The 22,616-nt window shown below is 62.7% G+C and carries 18 protein-coding genes and 1 rRNA gene; 7 read left to right on the top strand and 12 right to left on the bottom strand.

What is annotated here, in order from left to right; translation table 11 throughout:
• Window positions 1–20: 20 nt before the first annotated feature.
• From pcnB to dksA, 4 genes are all read right to left on the bottom strand, one after another.
• Window positions 21–1,421 carry a polynucleotide adenylyltransferase PcnB gene (gene pcnB, locus BFX80_RS16735; protein WP_077379465.1) on the bottom strand — a complete coding sequence of 467 codons (1,401 nt, stop codon included), beginning with the start codon at window positions 1,419–1,421 and terminating at the stop codon, window positions 21–23.
• A 1,104-nt stretch (window positions 1,422–2,525) separates the two neighbouring features.
• Entirely contained in the window at window positions 2,526–4,025 is a 1,500-nt protein-coding gene (locus tag BFX80_RS16730) for a sigma-54-dependent transcriptional regulator (RefSeq protein WP_084209479.1), read from the bottom strand.
• 128 nt (window positions 4,026–4,153) lie between these two features.
• A complete protein-coding gene (gene gluQRS, locus BFX80_RS16725; RefSeq protein ID WP_084209478.1) occupies window positions 4,154–5,068 on the bottom strand; it encodes a tRNA glutamyl-Q(34) synthetase GluQRS in 915 nt (304 codons plus the stop codon).
• A 136-nt stretch (window positions 5,069–5,204) separates the two neighbouring features.
• A complete protein-coding gene (gene dksA / locus BFX80_RS16720) occupies window positions 5,205–5,642 on the bottom strand; it encodes an RNA polymerase-binding protein DksA (protein ID WP_077379460.1) in 438 nt (145 codons plus the stop codon).
• Window positions 5,643–5,917: 275 nt separating this feature from the next.
• On the opposite strand from dksA, the gene BFX80_RS16715 reads away from it, so the two are divergent.
• Complete coding sequence (locus BFX80_RS16715; protein WP_084209477.1) at window positions 5,918–7,102, top strand: aminotransferase class I/II-fold pyridoxal phosphate-dependent enzyme; 1,185 nt, start codon at window positions 5,918–5,920, stop codon at window positions 7,100–7,102.
• Window positions 7,102–7,968 carry a DNA/RNA nuclease SfsA gene (locus BFX80_RS16710; RefSeq protein WP_084209476.1) on the top strand — a complete coding sequence of 289 codons (867 nt, stop codon included), beginning with the start codon at window positions 7,102–7,104 and terminating at the stop codon, window positions 7,966–7,968. The genes BFX80_RS16715 and BFX80_RS16710 overlap by 1 nt, the downstream gene beginning before the upstream one ends.
• A 33-nt stretch (window positions 7,969–8,001) precedes the next feature.
• Here BFX80_RS16710 and BFX80_RS16705 read toward each other — a convergent pair whose 3' ends face one another.
• Window positions 8,002–8,376: a Rieske (2Fe-2S) protein gene (locus BFX80_RS16705; protein WP_084209475.1), complete on the bottom strand. Its 375-nt coding sequence runs from the start codon at window positions 8,374–8,376 to the stop codon at window positions 8,002–8,004.
• 200 nt (window positions 8,377–8,576) lie between these two features.
• Between BFX80_RS16705 and BFX80_RS16700 the strand changes: the two genes are divergently transcribed.
• Entirely contained in the window at window positions 8,577–9,638 is a 1,062-nt protein-coding gene (locus BFX80_RS16700; RefSeq protein WP_167593066.1) for a ChaN family lipoprotein, read from the top strand.
• Window positions 9,639–9,794: 156 nt separating this feature from the next.
• Here BFX80_RS16700 and BFX80_RS16690 read toward each other — a convergent pair whose 3' ends face one another.
• The 6 genes from BFX80_RS16690 to BFX80_RS16665 all read right to left on the bottom strand — a co-directional run bounded on the left by BFX80_RS16690 (window position 9,795) and on the right by BFX80_RS16665 (window position 15,079).
• Window positions 9,795–10,289 carry an acyl-CoA thioesterase gene (locus tag BFX80_RS16690; protein WP_077379450.1) on the bottom strand — a complete coding sequence of 165 codons (495 nt, stop codon included), beginning with the start codon at window positions 10,287–10,289 and terminating at the stop codon, window positions 9,795–9,797.
• Window positions 10,290–10,514: 225 nt separating this feature from the next.
• Complete coding sequence (gene metW, locus BFX80_RS16685) at window positions 10,515–11,129, bottom strand: methionine biosynthesis protein MetW (RefSeq protein WP_077379447.1); 615 nt, start codon at window positions 11,127–11,129, stop codon at window positions 10,515–10,517.
• A complete protein-coding gene (metX, locus tag BFX80_RS16680; protein WP_084209844.1) occupies window positions 11,122–12,315 on the bottom strand; it encodes a homoserine O-succinyltransferase MetX in 1,194 nt (397 codons plus the stop codon). The genes metW and metX overlap by 8 nt, the downstream gene beginning before the upstream one ends.
• A gap of 269 nt (window positions 12,316–12,584) precedes the next feature.
• On the bottom strand, window positions 12,585–13,163 hold the full coding sequence (locus BFX80_RS16675) for a YggT family protein (protein WP_077379444.1): 579 nt from the start codon (window positions 13,161–13,163) through the stop codon (window positions 12,585–12,587).
• A gap of 169 nt (window positions 13,164–13,332) precedes the next feature.
• A complete protein-coding gene (gene proC, locus BFX80_RS16670; RefSeq protein WP_084209472.1) occupies window positions 13,333–14,175 on the bottom strand; it encodes a pyrroline-5-carboxylate reductase in 843 nt (280 codons plus the stop codon).
• Between the two features lie 151 nt (window positions 14,176–14,326).
• On the bottom strand, window positions 14,327–15,079 hold the full coding sequence (locus BFX80_RS16665) for a YggS family pyridoxal phosphate-dependent enzyme (protein WP_077379440.1): 753 nt from the start codon (window positions 15,077–15,079) through the stop codon (window positions 14,327–14,329).
• A gap of 195 nt (window positions 15,080–15,274) precedes the next feature.
• On the opposite strand from BFX80_RS16665, the gene BFX80_RS16660 reads away from it, so the two are divergent.
• Together BFX80_RS16660 and BFX80_RS16655 are read left to right on the top strand one after the other, a co-directional pair.
• Complete coding sequence (locus BFX80_RS16660; protein WP_084209471.1) at window positions 15,275–16,306, top strand: type IV pilus twitching motility protein PilT; 1,032 nt, start codon at window positions 15,275–15,277, stop codon at window positions 16,304–16,306.
• A gap of 204 nt (window positions 16,307–16,510) precedes the next feature.
• Window positions 16,511–17,665 carry a PilT/PilU family type 4a pilus ATPase gene (locus tag BFX80_RS16655; RefSeq protein WP_084209470.1) on the top strand — a complete coding sequence of 385 codons (1,155 nt, stop codon included), beginning with the start codon at window positions 16,511–16,513 and terminating at the stop codon, window positions 17,663–17,665.
• Window positions 17,666–17,771: 106 nt separating this feature from the next.
• Here BFX80_RS16655 and BFX80_RS16650 read toward each other — a convergent pair whose 3' ends face one another.
• Window positions 17,772–18,929 (bottom strand): anhydro-N-acetylmuramic acid kinase, encoded by a 1,158-nt coding sequence (locus tag BFX80_RS16650; RefSeq protein ID WP_084209469.1) that lies wholly within the window; start codon window positions 18,927–18,929, stop codon window positions 17,772–17,774.
• Window positions 18,930–19,112: 183 nt separating this feature from the next.
• On the opposite strand from BFX80_RS16650, the gene tyrS reads away from it, so the two are divergent.
• Window positions 19,113–20,321, top strand: coding sequence for a tyrosine--tRNA ligase (gene tyrS, locus BFX80_RS16645; protein ID WP_084209468.1), 1,209 nt, complete (start codon window positions 19,113–19,115; stop codon window positions 20,319–20,321).
• A gap of 626 nt (window positions 20,322–20,947) precedes the next feature.
• Window positions 20,948–22,488: ribosomal RNA gene (locus BFX80_RS16640) — 16S ribosomal RNA — on the top strand.
• Window positions 22,489–22,616: the final 128 nt, after the last annotated feature.

The following is a 22,616-nucleotide window of genomic DNA, read 5'->3' as shown; positions in this document are numbered from 1 at the left end:
CTGCGTCGGCACGTCAGTGCTCAGCCTTGTCCACGACCATTGCGACGGCGCTTGCCGCGACGTTTGGTGCCCGCGGGCTTGCTGCCTGCCGGCCCCTCATCGGACACGCCTTCGATCATGGCGACCTGAGCACGGGAATCGACTTCCTGGAAGTCGGTCCACCACTTGCCCAGTCCCGGCTTCACTTCGCCGGCGAATTCCCGCAGCAGCAGGAAGTCATAGGCGGCGCGGAAGCGTGGATGCTCGCGGGTCTGGAAGGCGCGCTTGCCACGGCGACGCGGCAGCTTGGCCTGCATGTCCCAGATCTCGCGCATCGGGATGCTGAAGCGCTTCGGAATCGAGGTGTGGTTGAGCTGACGGGCGATCGCCTGCTGAGCCGCCTGGTGGGCGGCCGGGATGTCCGGCATGCCACTGGCGACCAGCTGGTCGGTGCGTGCCTTGACGCCAGGCCACAGCAGCGCAGCGTAGAGGAAGGCCGGCGTGACCGGTTTGTCGTCACGGATACGATCATCCGTGCTCGCCAGCGCCTTCTCGATCAGCGGCATGGACCAGTGATAGTGCGCGAAGCTCTCTTCCGTTTCCGGGAACAGCATCTGGAACAGACCGAACTCACGCAACAGGTGGAACGTTTCCAGAGCGTAGCCGGACATGAACAGCTTCAGCACTTCCTCGAACATGCGTGCCGGCGGAATCTGCAGCAGCAGCGGTGCCAGCTCGTACATCGGTTCGGCGGTGGCTTCCTCGATGTCGAAGTCCAGCTTGCCGGCGAAGCGGACCGCCCGCAGCATGCGGACCGGATCTTCGCGATAGCGCGTTTCCGGGTCACCGATCAGGCGGATCATGCGCGCTTCGATGTCACGCACGCCATGTGCCCAGTCGTGGATCGTGAAGTCGGACACGTCGTAGTAGAGGGCGTTGATCGTGAAGTCGCGGCGCAGCGCGTCCTCCTCGATGGAGCCCCAGACGTTGTCGCGCAGCAGCATGCCATCTTCCGACTGCTGGGTATGCTGGCTCGGCGTGCTGTCGGCAGGCTTGCCACGGAAGGTGGTGACCTCGATCACCTCACGGCCGAAGCGTACATGCACGATGCGGAAGCGTCGGCCAATGATACGTGCGTTGCGGAACAGCTCGCGGACCTGTTCCGGCGTGGCGTTGGTCGCCACGTCGAAGTCCTTCGGGCGCTCGCCGAGCAGGGCATCGCGGATGCAGCCACCGACCAGATAGGCCTGATAGCCGCCGCTCTGCAGGCGATAGAGCACCTTCAGCGCGTTTTCGCTGAGCTGGCGGCGGGACACGGGATGCTCATCCCGCGGTATCACACGCAGGCTGGGCAGGGTGGCCTCGGGCGCGTCAGTTGCATTGAAAAGCGTCTTCAAGCGGTCACCGGGGCGTTGGAGAAAGCGGGTAAATCCTTTGAACATGCAGCGATTCGACTCGTGCGTAGCAGGCCGCCCAGTGTAGCGGAGGGCAGATACCTTGGCAAAGCGCCGGTCTGCCACTGATGGGCCGAGACTGCACTTCAAGGTGCCTGATGAGGGAAGAAATGCCTCTCGGGCAAGGAAAAAGGGAGACCGATTTCTCGGTCTCCCTTTCAGGTAGAGTACACGCATCCTTGAGCAGATGTTCTTTTTCGTGAAGGCGCATCGCCTTGAATACGCACCACAGTCGCCAATCACGCAGACAGATGAAGCTATTGTTGTTATCTGACCGTCTGTTCAGTGACCATCTCGTATTCAAAACAATCTTCCATTCACCGACGGCTTAATAGCCTCCCCCGCGAGTTGTTGTTGGGTCGGGGGTGATCCGGGGTCGAGTATCTTGTTGTTGTTGGCACTCGAGGCCGGATTCGTCGCGTCCTGGTCAGTAGATTCCGGACTGCCGATATCTTGTTGTTGTTGGTTCGGCGGATGATGACGTGCGGCCGCTTGTTCTTGTTGTGGCTCCAGCATCCGGCCATGAATCTCGGCCGTGCTTGCCTGTCATCATCAATGTCACTCGCTCGACGAATCTTGTTGTTGTTGGTGTCGAGGGTTTTCGAAGCCTTGCGCAATCTTGTTGTTGTTGGACGCGCTTCGTATTTCCGGTTGTTCTTTTTCTTGACCGTGTTATTGCATCGGATGTGCCACAGCTTAAAAAAAACACGTAATTCAGTCATTTAGACATAGGTCGCTGAGACGTGAGGCGTAGGTGAGGCTGAGGTGTTACCTGACGTGGCCATTACCGCGCTGGATGGGGGCACTGTTTGGGGTCGATGGTAACAATTGGTGCGAAGGTCTAACGGAGTGACTCGCAAGCTAATGATTGGGAAGTGTTTTCCGGCATGGATTCGGCACTAAAGTCTAGCGAGGCCGGCAGGCTGCCTGCCGAGTCCTGAAGGGTTTGAGTGTTGATGTCTCGAAGACGGCCAGGTGAGTCGTGGGGGCGAGCACCCGCTTGGTGCAATGCGGATGGGGAGCCCGCGGGTCGGCTGGTGATCGTCAGCCTGCCCGTGCGCCTGCTCGAGGGAGACATGTGCTGATGATGCCTCAGGACGTCGCGCTGCCACGGCGTGCCTTCTTGCGCGGGATACCCAGCCGCTGACGGCGCTCCCACAGATTCTTGCGGCTGATGCCGAGACGACGGGCTAGCTCCGTTTCGCTCATGTGGTCCTGATGTTCGAGAACGAAATGCTGGAAGTAGTCCTCGAGAGACAGGTCCTCCTCTTCCGGTGTCGGGTTGGCGAGTGGAGGTGCGGGTCGAGGGGGGGCGGTCTCCCGTGCCGGAGAGGCACCTTCAGCCTGCGGACGCGGTGCTGAAGTGACGGGAGGCGGCGGGTGGGCGAGGGGCTCCTGTTGACGGCCGTCAGCAGTATCGCTTCGCAGGACATGCTCGGCGCGCAGGCCCAGGTCTTCCGGGGCGATGATCCGACGGTCTGCCAGGATCACGCCGCGCTCCAGGGCGTTCTCGAGCTCGCGCACATTGCCGGGCCAGCCGTACTGATGGATCTCCTGGCGCGCACGCTGTGACAGCCGCATCCCCTCCCGGGCATGCCGGCGCGCGATGCCCTTCAGCAGGTGTTCGGCCAGCTCCAGCACGTCATCTCCCCGCTCACGCAGCGCAGGCAGGTCAATCTCCATGACGTTGAGGCGATAATAGAGATCCAGGCGGAATTCGCCGGTCGCGGAGAGGCGGTGCAGGTCACGGTGAGTGGCCGCGATCAGGCGGACATCCACATGGCGCGTCTCGATGGCACCGACGCGACGTATCTCACCCTCCTGAAGGACACGCAGCAGGCGAGCCTGAGCATCCAGCGGCAGTTCCCCGATCTCATCCAGGAACAGGGTGCCGCCATCCGCGGCTTCGATCAGGCCGGTGCGTGAATTCGTCGCGCCGGTGAAGGCGCCCTTTTCATGCCCGAACAGCTCGGATTCGATCAGGGTTTCCGGAATGGCGGCACAGTTGACGCAGATCAGCGGTGCCTGATGCCGTCCGCTCTGGCGATGGATCGCACGTGCGACCAGTTCCTTGCCGGTACCGGATTCGCCAAGTACCAGTACGGTGACATCCGCGGGGGCCACCTTGCGGATGCGGGTATAGACCTGCTGCATCGCACGGCAGTGGCCGATCATCTCGACCTGCGAGCCGGTGGCTCCGGAATGAGAGGAGGGGCGCGATGAGGGGGACGGCGCATCGTCATTGCGCGGCAAGGCCAGCGCCTCACGTACGCTGCGCGCGAAGGCCTCCTGATCGAAGGGTCTGGGCAGATAATCCGCGGCGCCGGCTTTCAGGCAGGCGATGGCGCCATGCAGGCTGGGGGGATCCGCCAGCAGGATCACCGGGGCAGGGTGGCTGGCCTCGAGAACGGGCTTGGCATGTTCTCCGGCGAGCGCGACATCGCAGATGACCAGTGCAAACTCGCCGGGTTTCTGACGACAGGCGTCTTCAAGTCCATTGGCATGCACCACGCCGTGCCCGTCGCGCTCCAGCAGATGCTGAAGGGCAGTGCGTGTGGCACCTTCCTTTTCGATGATCAGAATCCGGGCCATGGAATGCTATCGCTCGCCTGATGGAGTGCGTGAAGAAATGAGATGGCGCTGATGCCTTGGCTATCTCGTACAAAGTCTCCCCTGTTCCCCGTGGGCTGGCAATCCGACAATCGTGGCTGGCCTGGTCGTCATGGAAATGGCGTGGCCATGCGCAGTGACTGGGCCGCGCCAACGTTCGCGAGCGACCAGCGTGGCGTGGCGTGCGCCAGTTGTTCCGCGGGGCTGGCAGTGGCCAGCTCGGCTGGCGGTGCCTGCCCGAGCAGCGTCAGCGTGTGATGCAGCAGTTGGCGAATGGCGACTTCATCGACCGGCAGGGCCGGGGCCAGGTTCTGCTTGGAGAGCTTCTGCCCATTGTCGGCGGTGATCAGTGGCAGGTGCGTCAGGCGCGGTGTGGGAAGACCAAGGGACGCCTGCAGGAGGCGTTGCCAAGGCGTGTTGTCGAGCAGGTCCAGGCCGCGTACGACGTCGGTGATTCCCTGTTCGGCATCATCCACCACCACGGCCAGCTGATAGGCCCACAGGCCATCGCGACGCTTGAGCACCACGTCGCCGAGTGCCGCCAGTTCCTGCTGGATCGGGCCTTGCAGGCGATCGTGCCAGCCGGCGATGGCACCGGCTCCACCGAAGCGCTCTGCCGCTCGCACGTCCAGACGCCAGGCGTGCTCGCCAGCGGGTGGCTCATCGCGATCGCGACACCAGCCCGGGTAGACCGCGAAGTCCCGCCACTGCTTGCGGGAGCAATCACAGGGATAGGCGATACCCGTGGCCTTGAGCTTCGCGAGCGCCTCGTCGTAGGCGGCATGGCGATCACTCTGATAGCGCACCGCGCCGTCCCAGTGCAGCCCGAAGGCCTCCAGCTGACGCAGGATGGTGTCGGCGCTGCCTGCGGGGCAGCGTGGCGGGTCGATGTCCTCGATGCGCACCAGCCATTGGCCAGCGTGATGCCGGGCATCCAGGTAGCTGGCCACGGCCGCCAGCAGTGAACCGGCGTGCAGTGGGCCAGAGGGGGTCGGGGCAAAACGGCCACGGTAGGCGGTGGGCATCGGCAGGGCTCCGGCGTCCGTGATTGGGGGAATGTCTGGCTGTGCGGACCCCAACGCATACGGGCACCGCTCCAAGGAGGGTGCCCGTATGGGGGATGAGGTCGACGGCGGGCCGTCGGTTCACCGACAGCGGGGCTTAGCGGCCCAGCTGCTTTTCCTTCAGCTCGGCCAGTGTCTTGCAGTCGACACACTGGGTCGCGGTCGGGCGTGCTTCCAGTCGGCGGATACCGATCTCGACGCCACAGGCTTCGCAGAAGCCGTAATCGTCCTCATCGATGTTCTCGATGGTCTCGTTGATCTTCTTCAACAGCTTGCGCTCGCGGTCCCGCGTTCTCAGTTCGAGACTGAAGCCCTCTTCCTGAGTGGCACGGTCTGCAGGGTCCGCGTAGTTGTTGGCATCTTCCTGCAGGTGACGCACGGTGCGATCAACCTCTTCCATCAGCTCCTGTTTCCAGTCCAGCAGGATTTGACGGAAGTGCGCTAGCTGCTTCTCGTTCATGTACTCTTCACCCGCTGCCGGCTCGTACGGGGTGAATTTCTTAAGCGCTTCCGGCTTGGTTTCAGCTACTGGCATGGGACCGCCTCATTCCGCAAGGTGACTTGGGCCGTCGACAGTCTGTTGCACTGCCTCCTTGGCCACGGCGAGGGGGCTGTCCTGACTGCTGCCCTCGCGAGAAGATCAGCTTATTTAGCGTAAAAATGACAAGTTTGCAACCGAACTCCGACGATAGTTTGTGCCGGCTCATGAACAGGCCTGTTCACGCAAACATGCATTTTCCTGTGAAAAGGGGGTGGGAATGGGCCTTGGCAGGTGCCTAGAATGAAGCTTCCGTCACGAGGAGTGCCATCATGCAGTTTGCCCGCCGTCTTGAATCCGTTGCCGCCTTTCGCGTGATGACGCTGCTGGAAGCCGCCCAGGCGCGAGAGGCTGCCGGGCATGATGTCATCCATCTGGAAGTGGGCGAACCCGACTTCCCGACCCCTGCGCCGGTGATCGCGGCCGGCCAGGCGGCATTGGCCGCCGGCCAGACTCGCTACACGCCCGCCTGTGGCCTGCCCGCGCTGCGCGACGCCATCGCGGCAGACTACCAGCGCCGTCACGGTGTCACGGTCTCGCCCTCGCGCATCATCGTCACGCCCGGCGCCTCTGGCGCTCTGCTGCTGGCCACCCTGCTGTGTGCCGAGCGCGGTGACAGCGTGCTGATGGCGGATCCGACCTACCCGTGCAATCGCCATTTCATGGGGCTGGTCGATGCCCAGCTCGACGTGGTGCCTGTCAGCGCCGAGAGCGGCTGGCAGCTGACCGCGGAGCTTGCCGATGAGGTCTGGCGCGAGAACACCCGTGCGGTGATGGTGGCATCTCCTTCCAATCCCACCGGGCACGTGTTGTCGCCACAGGAGCTGCAGGCGCTGGGGGAGCTGTGCAGAGCCCGGGACGCTCACCTGCTGGTCGATGAGATCTATCAGGGCCTGACCTATGGCGTGCCTGCACATACGGCGTTGGCGGAGTGTCCGGATGCCTTCGTGATCAACAGCTTCTCGAAATATTTCGGCATGACCGGCTGGCGACTGGGCTGGCTGGTGGCGCCGGAAGCGGCGGTCGAGCCGTTGTCGCGCCTGGCCCAGAATGTCTTTCTGGCCGCCTCCACCCCCGCACAGCATGCGGCGCTGGCGGCCTTCACGCCGGAGTGCGAGGCCGAGCTCGAACGCCGTCGCCAGGTGCTGGAGGCGCGGCGCGGCGTGCTGCTGGCCGGACTCGAACGTCTCGGGCTGGCACCGTCGGTTCCCCCGCAGGGCGCCTTCTACGTCTGGCTGGATATCTCGCACTTGAGTCATGACAGCGAGGCCTTCTGCCGTGCCTTGCTGGAGGAAGAGAACGTTGCCATCACGCCGGGGACCGATTTCGCGCTGGCAGATGGACGTCGCCATGTGCGGATCGCCTTCACGGCCGATGAGGCGCGTCTGCGCGAAGCCCTGACGAGACTTGAGCGCTTCCTGGAGCGGCGTGCTGCCCCGGCGGGAGCATCTGCCTGATGCAGTTGACAGGGTTGTATCGTGGTCGGCTGATCCGGCGCTACAAGCGCTTCTTCGTTGAAGTGGAGCTGCTCGAGGGTATACGGGCAGGCGAGGTGGTGACGGCGCATTGTCCGAATACCGGCTCGATGCGTGCCGTGTGCGTGGAAGGCTGTGAGGTATGGCTGTCACCGTCCAACAACCCGAAGCGCAAGCTTGCCTGGACCTGGGAGCTGATTCGCCTGCCCCTGGACCCTCCCGGGGCTGGCGGTCGGCGTGAGGCCTTGGTGGCGGTGCATACCGGACGTGCCAATGCGCATGTCGAGGCGGCCCTGCGGGAGGGTGACTCGTCAGAGTGCCCGCCTGCACTGCATGCTGCGCTGCGTGAGAGAGGGCTGACGAATCTGGCGCGAATCGAGCGGGAGGCGCGGGTCGAGGTCATGCCAGCAGGCAGTGAGGTCGCGGAGCGCTCGCGGCTCGATTTCCAGCTATGGCCGCGCGATGAGCAGGCCGCCTCGATCTATGTCGAGGTCAAGCAGCTCACCCTGCGTGAGTCGGATGGGCATGGGTATTTTCCGGACTCGGTCAGTACGCGCGCGCGCCGTCACCTTGCCAGTCTTGCCGCGCTGGTCGCGGCCGGTCATCGCTGTGTGCTGGTGTTCTGCGTCGCGCACGATGCCATCGAGGATGTCGCGCCGGCGGCTCACCTGGACCCGGCCTATGCCGAGGCCTTCGCCGCGGCCCAGGCCGCCGGTGTCGAGGTGCTGGCGCTGAGGATGCAGGTCGCACTGGCGCCCTGTCACGATGACGCGGGGCAGCCGCTCTGGCAGGCGTCGTTGACCCTCAAGGAGGTGCTGCCGCTGCACGAAGCGCGCTTCTACGGGTAACGCCTGAGCTCACTCTGATCATCGCGGGGCACTTCAGTGCCGACTCTTCAGCACCAGCTGCGCCGACGAGCCGTCAGGCCGCTCGATCGTCACGTCCAGCGCGGTCAGTCGCTGCCCCGTGCAGGGGCCACTGAGGCACAGGCCCTGCTGCGGCTCGAAGCAGGCCTGGTGACGATGACACAGGATCAGTCCGCCGGTGGCGTCCAGATAGGGGTCGCGGTGTTCGCGCTTGTCATGGGCGGGGTCAGCGATCAGGCGGCTGCCGCGGTGGGGACAGGCGTCGAGATAGGCGTGCAGTCCATCGGCCAGCCGGATCAGCATGGCCGGGCGGCCATCCTCGAGCCTGATCGGCAGGCTGCAGCCGATGCGCAGCTCCGGCAGCGGCAGGCGGAGCAGGCGGCGTGTCATGCGGGTCTCCTCTGAGTGGGCGAGAGGCGTTGGTGAAGAACGCGGTGCGTTCGGGCATCAGGGGGCTCGCATCGGGTATCATGGGGCAATGACGGCCAGCAGGGAATGCTCGGCTGCCGCTGGCAGTGCTCGACCTTCCGTGCGCGATGGACTGTGTCGCCGTTGGCCATTATCGCCTTTCTTCACGCCTGGTTATCTTCATGTCGCTATTTCATCGTCCCGCCTTCCTCCGTCCTGCCCCAGCTGGGCAGGCAGGCCTCACGCGTCGCCAGTTGCTGGCTGGCATGGTCGCCGGCGTCGGCGGTCTCTCGTTGCTGGGGAGCGGGGCGCTGCAGGCGGCTCAAGCGCCGCCGGGGCCGCTTCCGCCCTTGCCTGCCTGGCATGATCCCGACGCCTCACATCCGTTGCTGGGCAGCATTCTCGTGGCGCAGGGCAATCGACGCCTGTCACCGGCGGCACTGGTGGACTGGGCGCAGGCGCATCCGCTGGTGCTGCTGGGAGAGCATCACGACAACCCGGATCATCATCTGTTGGAGCGCTGGCTGATCGATGCACTGGCGGCACGTCGTCAGTTGGGTGGCGTGGCGATGGAAATGCTGGATTCCCGTCAGGATGCGGCGCTGTCACTGGTCAATCGCACCTCGCTGGCCGTGGCGGGCCTGCCGGATGAGGAGCTGATGCGCCTGCTGGCATGGGATGCACGCTGGAAATTCACCGATTACTCGAGCGTGTTGCGTGGTGTGCTGGACAGCGGCGCCCCCCTCTCGTCCGCCAGTCTGACCAGAGAGCAGGTGCGCGCGGTGATGGCTCAGGACCAGACGGCGCCAGCACTGCCGGAGGCCGTGCTGAGGCTGCAGCGCGAGGCGCTGGATGAAGGCCACTGTGGTCTGCTGGGGGCAGAGCGCCTGGATGGTCTGCTGCGTGCCCAGCTGGCGCGTGATCAGCAGATGGCGGAGCGTCTCGAGGCGCTGGCCAATCGCGATGCCACGGCGTTGCTGGTGGCCGGCAGTGGCCATGCGCGTCGCGATATCGGCGTGCCGCGCTGGCTGACCCGGGATTCGCTCTCCATCGCACTGATGCCGGTGGCCTGGGGGGAGGAGGGTCAGCCGCTGACCCAGCTCGATGACTATCTTCCGGAAAGTGCGGGGGCGGCCCCGGCGTATGACCTGGTGTGGTTCACCCCGGCCGTCGCTCAGACGGAGGATGCCTGCGCGGGACTGCGTGAGGCGGCGGATATCGCCACGCCGGATCTGCCAGGCTGAGAAAGCGGGCCGGGCGAGCAACGCTGGCATGAAAAAAGGCACCTCCTGTGAGGTGCCTTTTGCGTTCTTGCATCGCGTCGCTCAGTCGGACTGCGATCAGTCGGACTGCGATCAGTCGGGCTGCGGTCAGTCGGGCTGCGATCAGCCGGGCTGCGCTCAGCCGCTCTTGACGTCGACCTGGCCTTCCGCGCGACGACGGGCCGCTTTCTGCGGCGTGGCATCCCCGTCGGCGTCATTGGCCTGGCTGTCGTTGCTGCCGGCCTGCTCGCGGAAGCGATCCTCGATATACGTGATACGAGTGCGTCCGTGGGGCACCGGCTTGAAGTCGGCATCAACACTGACCAGCACGATGCGGTCGATGGTCAGGATGCGTTCACGCGTGATCTTGTTGCGGATCTCGACGCACAGCGAGATGGACGTGCGGCCAAAGGCGCTGGCGGTGATGCCCAGCTCGATGATATCGCCCTGGCGCGCACTGGAGACGAAGTTGATCTCCGACATGAACTTCGTCACCACGCGGGAAGTCCCCAGCTGGACGATGGCGTAGATGGCCGCTTCTTCGTCGATCCAGGCCAGCAGACGTCCACCGAACAGGGTGCCGTTGGGGTTGAGGTCTTCGGGCTTGACCCATTTGCGGGTATGGAAGTTCATGCACTCTCTCCTCGGGATGCCGGCGCACCTCACCGGAAGTGCGAGCCGTGATCCTCAGCTGCGTTTACCCCGAAAGTATATAGACTTTAGTTGCGACTGTCTGTGCATGGCCCGGATAGCGCAACGCTATCGCGGCGCGGGGAGAATTGACGGCGTCATGACGCGAAACGGCCGGCAGGGGCTCCCTGTCGGCCGTCTTTCCAAAGGCGGTGCGGCGAGTGTGGATCAGCGCTTGTCGGGCGGACAGTTGTCGCGGCAGACGCGGAAGATGGCCACCTCCCCGAACAGATTCGGCCACCAGGTCGCCGCCGGATGTGGCTCGTGATCGCCATTGCCGACTGCGCGGTCGATGATCTTGAGGCCCTGGGCACGACACAGCCGCTCGAAATCCGCAAAGGTCGAGAGGTGGATGTTGGGGGTGTCGTACCAGGCGTGCGGCAGTGACTTGGAGACCGGCATGCGCCCCTTGAGCCCCAGGTGCAGGCGGTGACGCCAGTAGGCGAAGTTGGGGAAGGTGATGATGGCTTCACGTGAGACGCGCATCATCTCTTCCAGCGCACGATCCGGACGGCGCAGTACCTGCAGGGCCTGGGACATCACCACGCGATCAAAGGTGTCATCGGCGAAATTGGCCAGACCATCATCGACATTCTGCTCGATGACGTTCACGCCGCGCGCCACGCAGGCGCTGATGTTGTCGGGATCGATCTCCAGTCCGTAGCCGAACACCCCCTTGGTCTCCTTGAGCGAGGCCAGCAGGGTGCCATCCCCACAGGCGAGATCCAGCACGCGGCCACCTTCGGGAATCCAGTCGTGGATCTGGGCGAGGTCGTTACGCATGGCTGGCCTCCTGGGGAGCGGTGTGCAGGGGAGAGGCTGCGTTGCAGGCCTTGTCGTATGCGCGGGTCAGGAAGTTGCCCAGCACTGCCTGATAGCGCTCTCCCGGCAGCAGGAAGGCGTCATGGCCGTGAGGAGAATCGATGTTGGCATAACTGACGTTCTTGCCGGCATGGATCATGGCGTTGACCAGCTCGCGCGAGCGTGAAGGAGCGAAGCGCCAGTCGGTGGTGAAGCTGACGACGAGCACCGGGCAGCTGATCGGTGCCATGGCCGCGGCCAGATCATCGCCGGCCGTGGCGGCGGGATCGAAGTAATCGAGTGCCTTGGTCATCAGCAGGTAGGTGTTGGCGTCGAAGGCGGTGGAGAAGGTGTCGCCCTGATGGCGCAGATAGCTCTCGACCTGGAAGTCGACGTCGTAACCGAAGTTGAGGCGGTCCTGGCGCAGGTCACGCCCGAACTTGGTCCCCATCGAGTGCTCGGAAAGATAGGTGATGTGACCGACCATGCGGGCCAGCTTGAGACCGCGCTTGGGCACGGCATCGACGCGTGAGTACCAGCCGTCATGGAATTCCGGGTCCGAGCGGATGGCCTGGCGCGCGACTTCGTTGAAGGCGATGTTCTGCGCCGAGAGCTTGGGGGTACAGGCGATGATGGCGACGTGCCCGACGCGCTCGGGATGATCCATCGCCCACTGCAGTGCCTGCATGCCGCCCAGTGAGCCACCGACCACCGCGGCGAAGCGCGTGATGCCGAGACGTTCGGCGAGGCGCTTCTGACTCTCGACCCAGTCCGGCACGGTCACCAGCGGGAAATCGGGGCCCCATTGTTCGCCCGTATCCGGGTTGATCGAGGTCGGGCCGGTACTGCCGTGACAGCCGCCGATATTGTTCAGCGCGATGACGAAGAAGCGTGAGGTATCGATGGGCTTGCCGGGGCCGATGTAGTCGTCCCACCAGCCGGGCTTGCGATCACTCATCGCGTGGTAGCCGGCGGCATGATGGTGTCCGGTCAGGGCGTGGCAGATCAGGAGGGCGTTGCTGGCGTCAGCGTTCAGCTCGCCATAGGTCTCGTAGACCAGCGAGTACTGTTCGAGACGTCTGCCGCAGGCCAGCTCCAGCGGTGTATCGAAGTGGGCAGTCCGGGGCGTGACGAGACCGACCGAATCCGGGGGAAGGGAATCAGGCATCGTGGTGAAGGTTTCCAGCATCATGTCCAGCAGAGTGTTCGGGCAGAGCCCGTGTCCGGGGCGCGAAGCCGCGGTGATGCGCCTTGTGGGCGTCTCGTGCACCGTGGTTCTGGCTTCGGCCGAGGGATCACTCTAGCACAGCGTCGGGCGCGCGTGAGCCAGTGGCGCGGGCAGGAAGCACAGGCGCCCGCAGCGGAGGTTCCGTTGCGGGCGCCTGGGGGGACACCGCGAAGCGGCGATGTCACGTCTGGCAGGGAGGAGTGTGCGTATCAGCCGAAGACGCTACGCAGCATGCCGATGGTCGGCAGCGTCTGACTGACCAGACTGCCGATCAGGTTGAGGGCGATGAACACGAAGATCGGCGACAGATCGAGCATGCCGATCGACGGGATCACCTTGCGCACCGGCTTCATGATCGGGTCCACCAGCTGATGGACCAGGATGGCGCCCGGGTGGTTGGCCTGGGGGGCGACCCACGACAGGATGATCATCGCGATCAAGGCGAAGAAGTAGATGTTGATGATGCTGTCGAGCATGGTGCCCAGTGCCGTCAGCGCGATGAAGCCGATCGGCAGCATGCCGCCGAACAGCGCGCCGATGGCGACCAGCACCAGGCTGACGACGATGAAGGCGGCCGCCAGCGTGGCGATGTCGAAGCGCCCCAGCGGGCGCAGGATGCCCTGCAGCGGTGCCACCAGCGGATTGGTCGCCTTGACCACCGACTGGGTGACCGGATTGTAGAAATCTGCACGAGACAACTGCAGCAGGAAACGCAGCATCAGTATATAGACGAACAGTTGCAGCAGGATGGTGACCAGCTGAAGTCCGATGTTACCCATAGCACCCATGGGGCCTTCCTTAAGACGGTGAGTTGAGGACGCGAATCTGGTGTCGGCGTGTCATGCCATCAGCATGCCAATCCGAGATGAACGCAGCATGATGGCGGTTTCCCGAGTGGGCTGCCAGTCAGGCGCTCTGCACGCTGCCACTCGTGGCGTGGCAATCCCGCCACTGGGGTTACTGGTCCAGCTCACGCGCCAGCTCTGCAGCCCTTGCGCTGGACGCCTTGGCCGCACGGCTGACGATCTCGCGCAGGCCATCTCCCTCGAAGCTGTTGATGGCGCGTTCGGTGGTGCCATTCGGCGAGCAGACACGGCGACGCAGCTCTGCCGGCTCGTGCTCGCTGGTGAAGGCCATCTGCGCGGCGCCGCGTCCGGTCTGGATCGCCAGTCGGCGCGCCGTCTCGGCATCCAGTCCCAGTTCGATACCGGCGGCTTCAAGCGCTTCGATGAACAGGAAGAAGTAGGCCGGGCCGGAACCGGAAATCCCGGTGACCGCTTCCAGCAGACCTTCTTCCTCGACCCATTCGACGATACCGACCGCGGTCAGCATCTCGTCCATCAGCGCACGTTGCTCATCGGTCACGCGCGAGGTGGCGTAGAGGCCGCTGGCACCGACGCCCACCAGCGAGGGGGTATTGGGCATGCAGCGGATGATGGCAAGCTCTCCCCCCAGCCAGCGCTCGAGACTGTCGCAGGTGATGCCGGCCGCGACCGAGATGACCAGCGGCTTGCGCTCCTGTACGGCGGGCGCCAGTGCCTGGCAGACGTCATGCATCATCTGTGGCTTGACGCCCAGCACGATGACATCGGCACGTGCGACGGCGTCAGCGTTGTCCTGGGTCGTGGTCACGCCGTAGCGTTGCTCGAGCGCCTCGAGGGTATCGCGTGAACGGGCCGTCGCGATGATGCGGTCTGCCGGATAGCCGGCCTCGATCATGCCGCCGAAGATGGCGCTGGCCATGTTGCCGGCACCGATGAAGGCGATGGTGCGGGGAGTGGCGGAGGTCTGGTGCGTCATGCGGTGCTCCTGATCGTTCGGATGGGATGGGCCGGCGAGCGGTGAGTCTGTGCACTTTACCGCGGCTGCTTCGCGAGAGTGACGTTCGTGGCAGTGAACCGTGCGTCAGTGGCGTGCGTGAATCGTGTGCGGGCGGCGTCAGTGAGTGCTATCAGTGGGCGCTGGAATAGTCACGCGCTCCGAAGAGGGCCGTGCCGAGACGGACCAGCGTCGCGCCTTCGGCGACGGCGGCCTCGAGGTCACCACTCATGCCCATGGACAGGGTGTCGAGCTTGGCCTGAGGGTAGCGGGCCGCGGGGAAGCGAGCCTGCAGCTGCTCCAGCAATACGCGCAGTGTCCTGAAGGGCGCCTGCCTTTCCTGCAGGTCAGCCTCGGATGAGGCGGGGGCGGGAATCGCCATCAGGCCTCGCAGTCGCAGGTTGGGCAGTGCCAGCACCGTCTCGGCCAGGGCAATCAATTCCTCGGGCGTGACGCCTGCCTTGGTGGCCTCGCCGGAGACGTTCACCTGCAGGCAGATGTCGAGTGGCGGCAGGGTCTCGGGGCGTTGCTCGCTCAATCTGCGAGCCACCTTCTCACGCTCGACGGCATGTACCCAAGAGAAGTGTTCGGCAATCGCGCGGGTCTTGTTGGACTGGATGGGGCCGATGAAGTGCCATTCGATATCGGTGAGGTCCGACAGCGCCTGCTGCTTGTCCAGCGCTTCCTGCAGATAGTTCTCGCCGAAGGCTCGCTGGCCATTGCGCCAGGCAGCACGAATCATCCGGTCGGGCTTGGTCTTGCTCACCGCCAGTATCCGGGCTGCCTCTACGTTGCGTTTACTTGCCAGCAGTGCCTTTTCCAGCCGCGCACGGGCCTCTAGGATACACTGAGTAACACAAGCTTCGTCGTCGGGGACTGCAGTCATGCGGCTCGGCTCCAGAATTTGCGAAATATCTTCACGGTTGATGGCTCGGCGTCGTGGGCGCCACCGGTAGTATGGGCTGGATAGGGCGTTCGTCATGATATCCACCGCACCATCTGCTGAAGAGCCACATCACACTTACACCCGAGTCCACGGGACTCGTTGGTACAAGAGCTTCGGTCTTCGCGAGGGATCTGCATGGATATTACCGAACTGCTGGCTTTTTCGGCAAAACAGAACGCATCGGATCTGCACCTGTCCGCCGGCCTGCCACCGATGATTCGCGTCGATGGTGACGTACGACGCATCAACGTCCCTTCGATGGATGACAAGCAGGTGCGTGCGCTGATCTACGAGATCATGAACGACAAGCAGCGTCGCGACTTCGAGGAGTTCCTCGAGACGGATTTCTCCTTCGAGGTGCCGGGCGTCTCGCGCTTCCGTGTCAATGCTTTCCATCAGGGGCGGGGGGCGGGTGCCGTCTTCCGTACCATCCCGTCGGAAGTGCTGACGATGGAAGATCTGGGTCTCGGCGAGGCGTTTCGCAAGATGTGCATGCTGCCGCGTGGCCTGATTCTGGTCACCGGTCCGACGGGGTCGGGCAAGTCGACCACGCTGGCGGCAATGATCGATTACATCAACGAGAACAAGTACGACCACATTCTCACCATCGAGGACCCGGTCGAGTTCGTCCACCAGTCCAAGCGTTGCCTGGTCAACCAGCGTGAAGTGCATCGTGATACCCACGGCTTCGCGCCGGCTCTGCGTTCGGCACTGCGTGAGGACCCGGACGTCATTCTGGTCGGCGAGCTGCGAGATCTCGAGACCATCCGTCTGGCACTGACGGCCGCCGAGACCGGGCACCTGGTCTTCGGCACCCTTCACACCACCTCGGCGACCAAGACCGTCGACCGCATCATCGACGTCTTCCCGGGCGAAGAGAAGGCGATGGTGCGTTCGATGCTGTCCGAATCCCTGCAAGGGGTCATCGCGCAGACGCTGCTCAAGAAGGTGGGCGGCGGGCGCGTGGCAGCGCACGAGATCATGCTTGCCACTCCGGCCATCCGCAACCTGATCCGTGAGGACAAGGTGGCGCAGATGTATTCCTCCATCCAGACCGGTGGTGCGTTGGGGATGCAGACGCTGGATTCGGCGCTGACGCGACTGTTGGCCGAGGGGCTGGTGACTAGCGAAGACGCGCAAGCGAAGGCCAAGGGGCTGCTGGGATAGTGCGCGACGGCCGTGCAGTGGTGTTGCCAGACGACATCAGTGACAGGGCAATGCCCATGGCCGAATCCAGGTCGAGACAGGCGAGACGGCACGCCTGAAGACCATCACGGGCGTTGTCCTCGTCGGGACGGAAGGTCGTTGCGATAAACGATAATAAAACCGTAGTTTGAATGTGACTTCACAGAGTGGATCGGGACACGGCTCATGACTCCTCATGAATGGCTGCAGGAACTCCTGCAGTTGATGGTCAGCAAGGGCAGCTCGGATCTTTTCATCTCGACGGGGACTCCGCCGCAGATGAAGGTCAACGGGCGAATGGCGGCGCTGGGTGACAAGAAGCTCGGTGTCGATCAGGTGCGAGAACTGGTGCTTGCGCCGATGAGCGACATGCAGCGAGAGCGCTTCGAACAGGAGCGTGAGGCCAATTTTGCCCATAGTTTGCCGGGGGTGGGGCGTTTCCGGGTCAGTGCTTTCTATCAGCGTAGCCAGATGGGCATGGTCATCCGTCGCATCCAGCTGTCGATTCCCAGCCTGGAAGAACTGCGCCTGCCGGAAATCATCAAGAGTCTCTCGGAGACCAAGCGTGGTCTGGTGATCTTCGTCGGGGGCACGGGTGCCGGCAAGTCGACCTCGCTGGCGTCGATGATCCAGCACCGCAACCAGACCTCAAGTGGCCATATCATCTGCATCGAGGATCCGATCGAGTACATCCATCCCCATCAGCGCTCCATCGTGACCCAGCGCGAAGTGGGGATCGACACCGAGTCCTTCGAGGTGGCGCTGCGCAACACGCTGCGCCAGGCGCCGGACGTGATCATGATCGGCGAGATCCGTTCGCGTGAGACCATGGAGCATGCGCTGACCTTTGCGGAAACCGGTCACCTGTGTCTGGCGACCTTGCACGCCAACAACGCCAACCAGGCGCTGGATCGCATCATCCACTTCTTCCCGGAAGAGCGTCACGAACAGGTATGGATGGACCTGTCACTGAATCTCAAGGGCATCGTGGCCCAGCAGCTGCTGCCTCACAAGAGTGGCAATGGCGCACAGCGAGTGCCGGCCATCGAGGTGATGCTGCGCTCGCCGCTGATCGTCGATCTGATCCGCAAGGGGGCGGTGGTGGAGATAAAGGACGTGATGAAGCGCTCCCAGCAACAGGGCATGATGACCTTCGATCAATCGCTCTATGCGTTGCATCAGCAGGACCTGATCACCGAGGAGGTGGCATTGGCGCATGCCGATTCCGCCAATGACCTGCGTCTGATGATCAAGTTCGGCGATTCCGACAGTGCTCAGGAAGCGCAACTGGATGTGATGAATGCCGCCAGTCGCTTCTCGCTGCAGGACGACGATGGCTGAAGTCCGTGGAGAATCTGGCCTGCGACGGTAGATGTCTCAGGTACTCGACGAAGCCGCGCTTCTGTTTTGCCAGGAGCGCGGCTTTTTCATGTCTGCGCGCGATGGGTCAGCGTGCGTAGAGGCCCCCCAGGACTCTGGGGCCGCGTGCTCCCGTCACGCTGATGAGATTGCCGGGGCGCTCCAGCACTCTGCGGGCGGCCAGCCACGCGAAGGCGCTGGCTTCGAGGAGATCGGCATTCCAGCCAAGCGAGGCGCAGGTGGCCAGGCCGGTGGGGTGGCTTGCATGCGCAAGGCGCTGTTCGAGCGCGGCCATCAGGGCGGTGTTGCGCGCTCCGCCACCACAGGGTGTCAGTCCCGCCAGTGATACGCCGGTATGCTCAAGTGCACGCGCGATGCTCTCTACCGTCAGACTCAGCAAGGTGGCCTGCACATCGACAGGGGCCTCGCTGCCTGTCAGGTGCTGCTCCAGCCAGCCGAGATGGAAGTCCTCGCGTCCGGTACTCTTCGGCAGCGGTCGAGTGAAGTAATCCGCGCTGAGCAGACGATCCAGCAGCTCCTCGATGACATGGCCGCTGGCGGCCCAGCTGCCCTGAGGATCAATCGCGGCCCCCTGATGGCGTGCATGCCAGGCATCCAGCAGGCAGTTGGCCGGGCCGGTATCAAAGCCGATCACTGCCGCCTGCGAGTCCAGTGGCGGGAGCAATGTCAGGTTCGCGATCCCCCCCAGGTTCAGCAGTCCCCGCCACTGGTCTGGCTGAGCGAACAGCGCTGAGTGAAATGCCGGCGCCAGAGGCGCTGCCTGCCCACCGGCCGCCAGATCCCTGCGGCGGAAGTCTGCCACCACGGGGATGCCGGTCAGCTCGGCCAGCAGGCTGGGGTTGTCGAGCTGCAGGGTGTAAGGCGTCTGACAGGGCTGATCGCTGAAGCCATGCGGGCGGTGCTCGATGGTCTGTCCATGGCTGCCGATGGCGCGAATGTCTTTCGGTTCCAGTCGCTGGCGAGACAGCAGCTGGCGGATCGCGTCGGCGGCCAGTTCGGCCAGCGCCTGCTCGGCTGCGGCAAGATCACGAAAATGCGCATGGTCCTCGTGCATCAGACGCCAGAGGCGAGTGCGCAGGGGGTCCGGAAGCGGCAGATCCAGACCGTCGATGAAGCGGATGTGCTCGCGCAGCGCAATGCAGTCCTGATGGGGTTCGATATCGAGCAGGGCGACATCGAGGCCGTCGAGGCTGGTGCCTGTCATCAGGCCGAGGTAAAGCGCCATGGAGATCTCCCGGGCAGTGAAACGTGGGTCAGCGAGTCTGCCGTGCGCCCCCGAGTCGCGGAAGTCTGGTTGGCATCCTCATGGCCAGAGGCAGAGCAGGGGTGCATGGTCTGCGTGTCATGCTAACATTCTCGGCCAACATGCCCCGTTACGAGGGGAGTAGCAACGGTCAGAGAGGGCAGGATGAGCGACAAGTCAGTAGTGGAAGCGCTGGAGATCATCAAGCGCGGTACCGATGAGGTGCTGGTCGAGGAAGAGCTGATCAAGAAGCTCGAGTCCGGACGCAAGCTCAGGGTCAAGGCGGGTTTCGATCCGACGGCGCCGGACCTGCACCTCGGGCATACCGTGCTGATCAACAAGCTGCGTCAGCTGCAGGATCTTGGCCACGAGGTCATCTTCTTGATCGGGGACTTCACCGGACGCATCGGTGATCCGACCGGCAAGAGCGTGACGCGCAAGCCGCTGACCGAAGAGGACGTGAAGGCCAATGCCCTGACGTATCAGGAGCAGGTCTTCAAGATTCTCGACAAGGATCGCACGCGAATCGCCTTCAACTCCGAATGGATCAGCAAGCTCTCTGCCAGCGACATGATCGAACTGGCGGCTTCCAGCACGGTGGCTCGCATGCTCGAGCGCGATGATTTCGACAAGCGTTACACCGGCAACCAGCCGATCTCCATTCACGAGTTCCTCTATCCCCTGATCCAGGGCTATGACTCCGTGGCGCTGGAGGCGGATATCGAACTCGGCGGTACCGATCAGAAGTTCAACCTGCTGATGGGCCGTGAGCTGCAACGCCAGCGTGGCCAGGAGCCGCAGGTCGTGATCACCATGCCGATCCTCGAAGGTCTGGATGGCGTGCAGAAGATGTCCAAGTCGCTGGGCAACTACATCGGTATCAATGACCGTCCGGGCGAGATGTTCAACAAGATCGTCTCCATGCCGGACTCGCTGATGTGGCGTTACTTCGAGCTGCTCTCGCTGCGCCCCATGGAGGAAGTGAAGGCGCTGATGGCCAGCATCGAGAATGGCGCCAATCCGCGCGACATCAAGATGGAGCTGGCTCGGGAACTGGTGGCGCGTTTCCACGATGAAGAGGCGGCTGCCACGGCTCATCTCTCCAGTGGCAACCAGCTGGCAGAAGGTGAGCTGCCGGCGGACATGCCGGATGTCACCGTGAGCCTTGAAGGGGCAGAGGTCGCGCCGATCGCCGCCGTGCTCAATCGTTCAGGTCTGGCCAACAACAGCGCCCAGGCCAAGGACATGCTCAAGAATGGTCGCGTGAAAGTCGATGGAGACGTGATCGAGCCTTCCTACATGGCGCCTTTCGATACGGCCATCGTCATCCAGGCTGGCAAGAAGCGCTACGCACGTGTGACGGTGACTCGCTGATCCGACGCGAGATGTCTGACCGACCATTCGGCCCCGCCATTTCTGGCGGGGCCGAATGTGTTTCTGGCCAGGGAAGAAAGGTGTCAGCAAGCGACGGCGAGACGAGGTCAAAGGAGCAAGAAGAGGTGATGAGAGAATAGGTGTCGCCCGCATGTCCTCGAAATGACAATCGATGGAAAAAGCCCTTGTGCTCAGCCCGGATCGTGCGTAAAGTACGCATCCGCTGCCGGGGACGCATGGCGTTACCAGCGGTGAAAGAGGTTTGCAGGTGATTGTTTTGTTTGATGTTTTTGAAGTCCGCTTCCAAATCATCGATTGACAATTCCGGGCGATTCGCTAGAATACGCCGCACTCCTTACGGAACAGGTGATCGGGCAACGCTCCTCACCACTGAATGATGCTTAGAGGCAGTCGATTGACTCATCATCAAGTGCTTGACTTCTCAAGCGTTCCGGATAGAATATGCCTCCTCGCTTAACAGCGACGCTCTTTAAAAATTTGATCAGGTAATTCGTGTGAGCGCTTGCCGATGAGTGGTGACAAGGTCACCAAATATCGGAGCAAGCCTCTCACGAGAAGTTTGACTCTGAACCAAGTTTGGTCTGCTTAACAGACTATCAAGCTTTCAACTGAAGAGTTTGATCATGGCTCAGATTGAACGCTGGCGGCAGGCTTAACACATGCAAGTCGAGCGGAAACGATTCTAGCTTGCTAGAAGGCGTCGAGCGGCGGACGGGTGAGTAATGCATGGGAATCTGCCCGATAGTGGGGGACAACCTGGGGAAACTCAGGCTAATACCGCATACGTCCTACGGGAGAAAGCAGGGGATCTTCGGACCTTGCGCTATCGGATGAGCCCATGTCGGATTAGCTTGTTGGTGAGGTAACGGCTCACCAAGGCGACGATCCGTAGCTGGTCTGAGAGGATGATCAGCCACACTGGGACTGAGACACGGCCCAGACTCCTACGGGAGGCAGCAGTGGGGAATATTGGACAATGGGCGAAAGCCTGATCCAGCCATGCCGCGTGTGTGAAGAAGGCCTTCGGGTTGTAAAGCACTTTCAGCGAGGAAGAACGCTTCGGGATTAATACTCCCGAGGAAAGACATCACTCGCAGAAGAAGCACCGGCTAACTCCGTGCCAGCAGCCGCGGTAATACGGAGGGTGCAAGCGTTAATCGGAATTACTGGGCGTAAAGCGCGCGTAGGTGGCTAAGTCAGCCAGGTGTGAAAGCCCCGGGCTCAACCTGGGAACGGCATCTGGAACTGCTTGGCTAGAGTGCAGGAGAGGAAGGTAGAATTCCCGGTGTAGCGGTGAAATGCGTAGAGATCGGGAGGAATACCAGTGGCGAAGGCGGCCTTCTGGACTGACACTGACACTGAGGTGCGAAAGCGTGGGTAGCAAACAGGATTAGATACCCTGGTAGTCCACGCCGTAAACGATGTCAACTAGCCGTTGGGTCCCTTGAGGACTTAGTGGCGCAGCTAACGCAATAAGTTGACCGCCTGGGGAGTACGGCCGCAAGGTTAAAACTCAAATGAATTGACGGGGGCCCGCACAAGCGGTGGAGCATGTGGTTTAATTCGATGCAACGCGAAGAACCTTACCTACCCTTGACATCCAGAGGACTTTCCAGAGATGGATTGGTGCCTTCGGGAACTCTGAGACAGGTGCTGCATGGCTGTCGTCAGCTCGTGTTGTGAAATGTTGGGTTAAGTCCCGTAACGAGCGCAACCCCTATCCTTATTTGCCAGCGAGTAATGTCGGGAACTCTAAGGAGACTGCCGGTGACAAACCGGAGGAAGGTGGGGACGACGTCAAGTCATCATGGCCCTTACGGGTAGGGCTACACACGTGCTACAATGGCAAGTACAAAGGGTTGCAATACGGCGACGTGGAGCCAATCCCATAAAGCTTGCCTCAGTCCGGATTGGAGTCTGCAACTCGACTCCATGAAGTCGGAATCGCTAGTAATCGTGGATCAGAATGCCACGGTGAATACGTTCCCGGGCCTTGTACACACCGCCCGTCACACCATGGGAGTGGACTGCACCAGAAGTGGTTAGCCTAACCTTCGGGAGGGCGATCACCACGGTGTGGTTCATGACTGGGGTGAAGTCGTAACAAGGTAGCCCTAGGGGAACCTGGGGCTGGATCACCTCCTTATCGACACTGTCTACTGCTCGCGGCAAGTGCTCACAACGAATTACCTGATCTTATTGCTGGCTTAGCCAGCAGTGGCAAGCGTGCTCGACAGAGCGCGCTTCTCACTGTTCTCTGAACAGCCGCTCTTT

This window comes from Cobetia marina, from assembly GCF_001720485.1.
GTDB classification, from domain to species: Bacteria; Pseudomonadota; Gammaproteobacteria; order Pseudomonadales; family Halomonadaceae; genus Cobetia; species Cobetia marina.
Note: the sequence above shows the minus strand (reverse complement) of the source record. Positions and strands in the feature narration are given on the sequence as shown.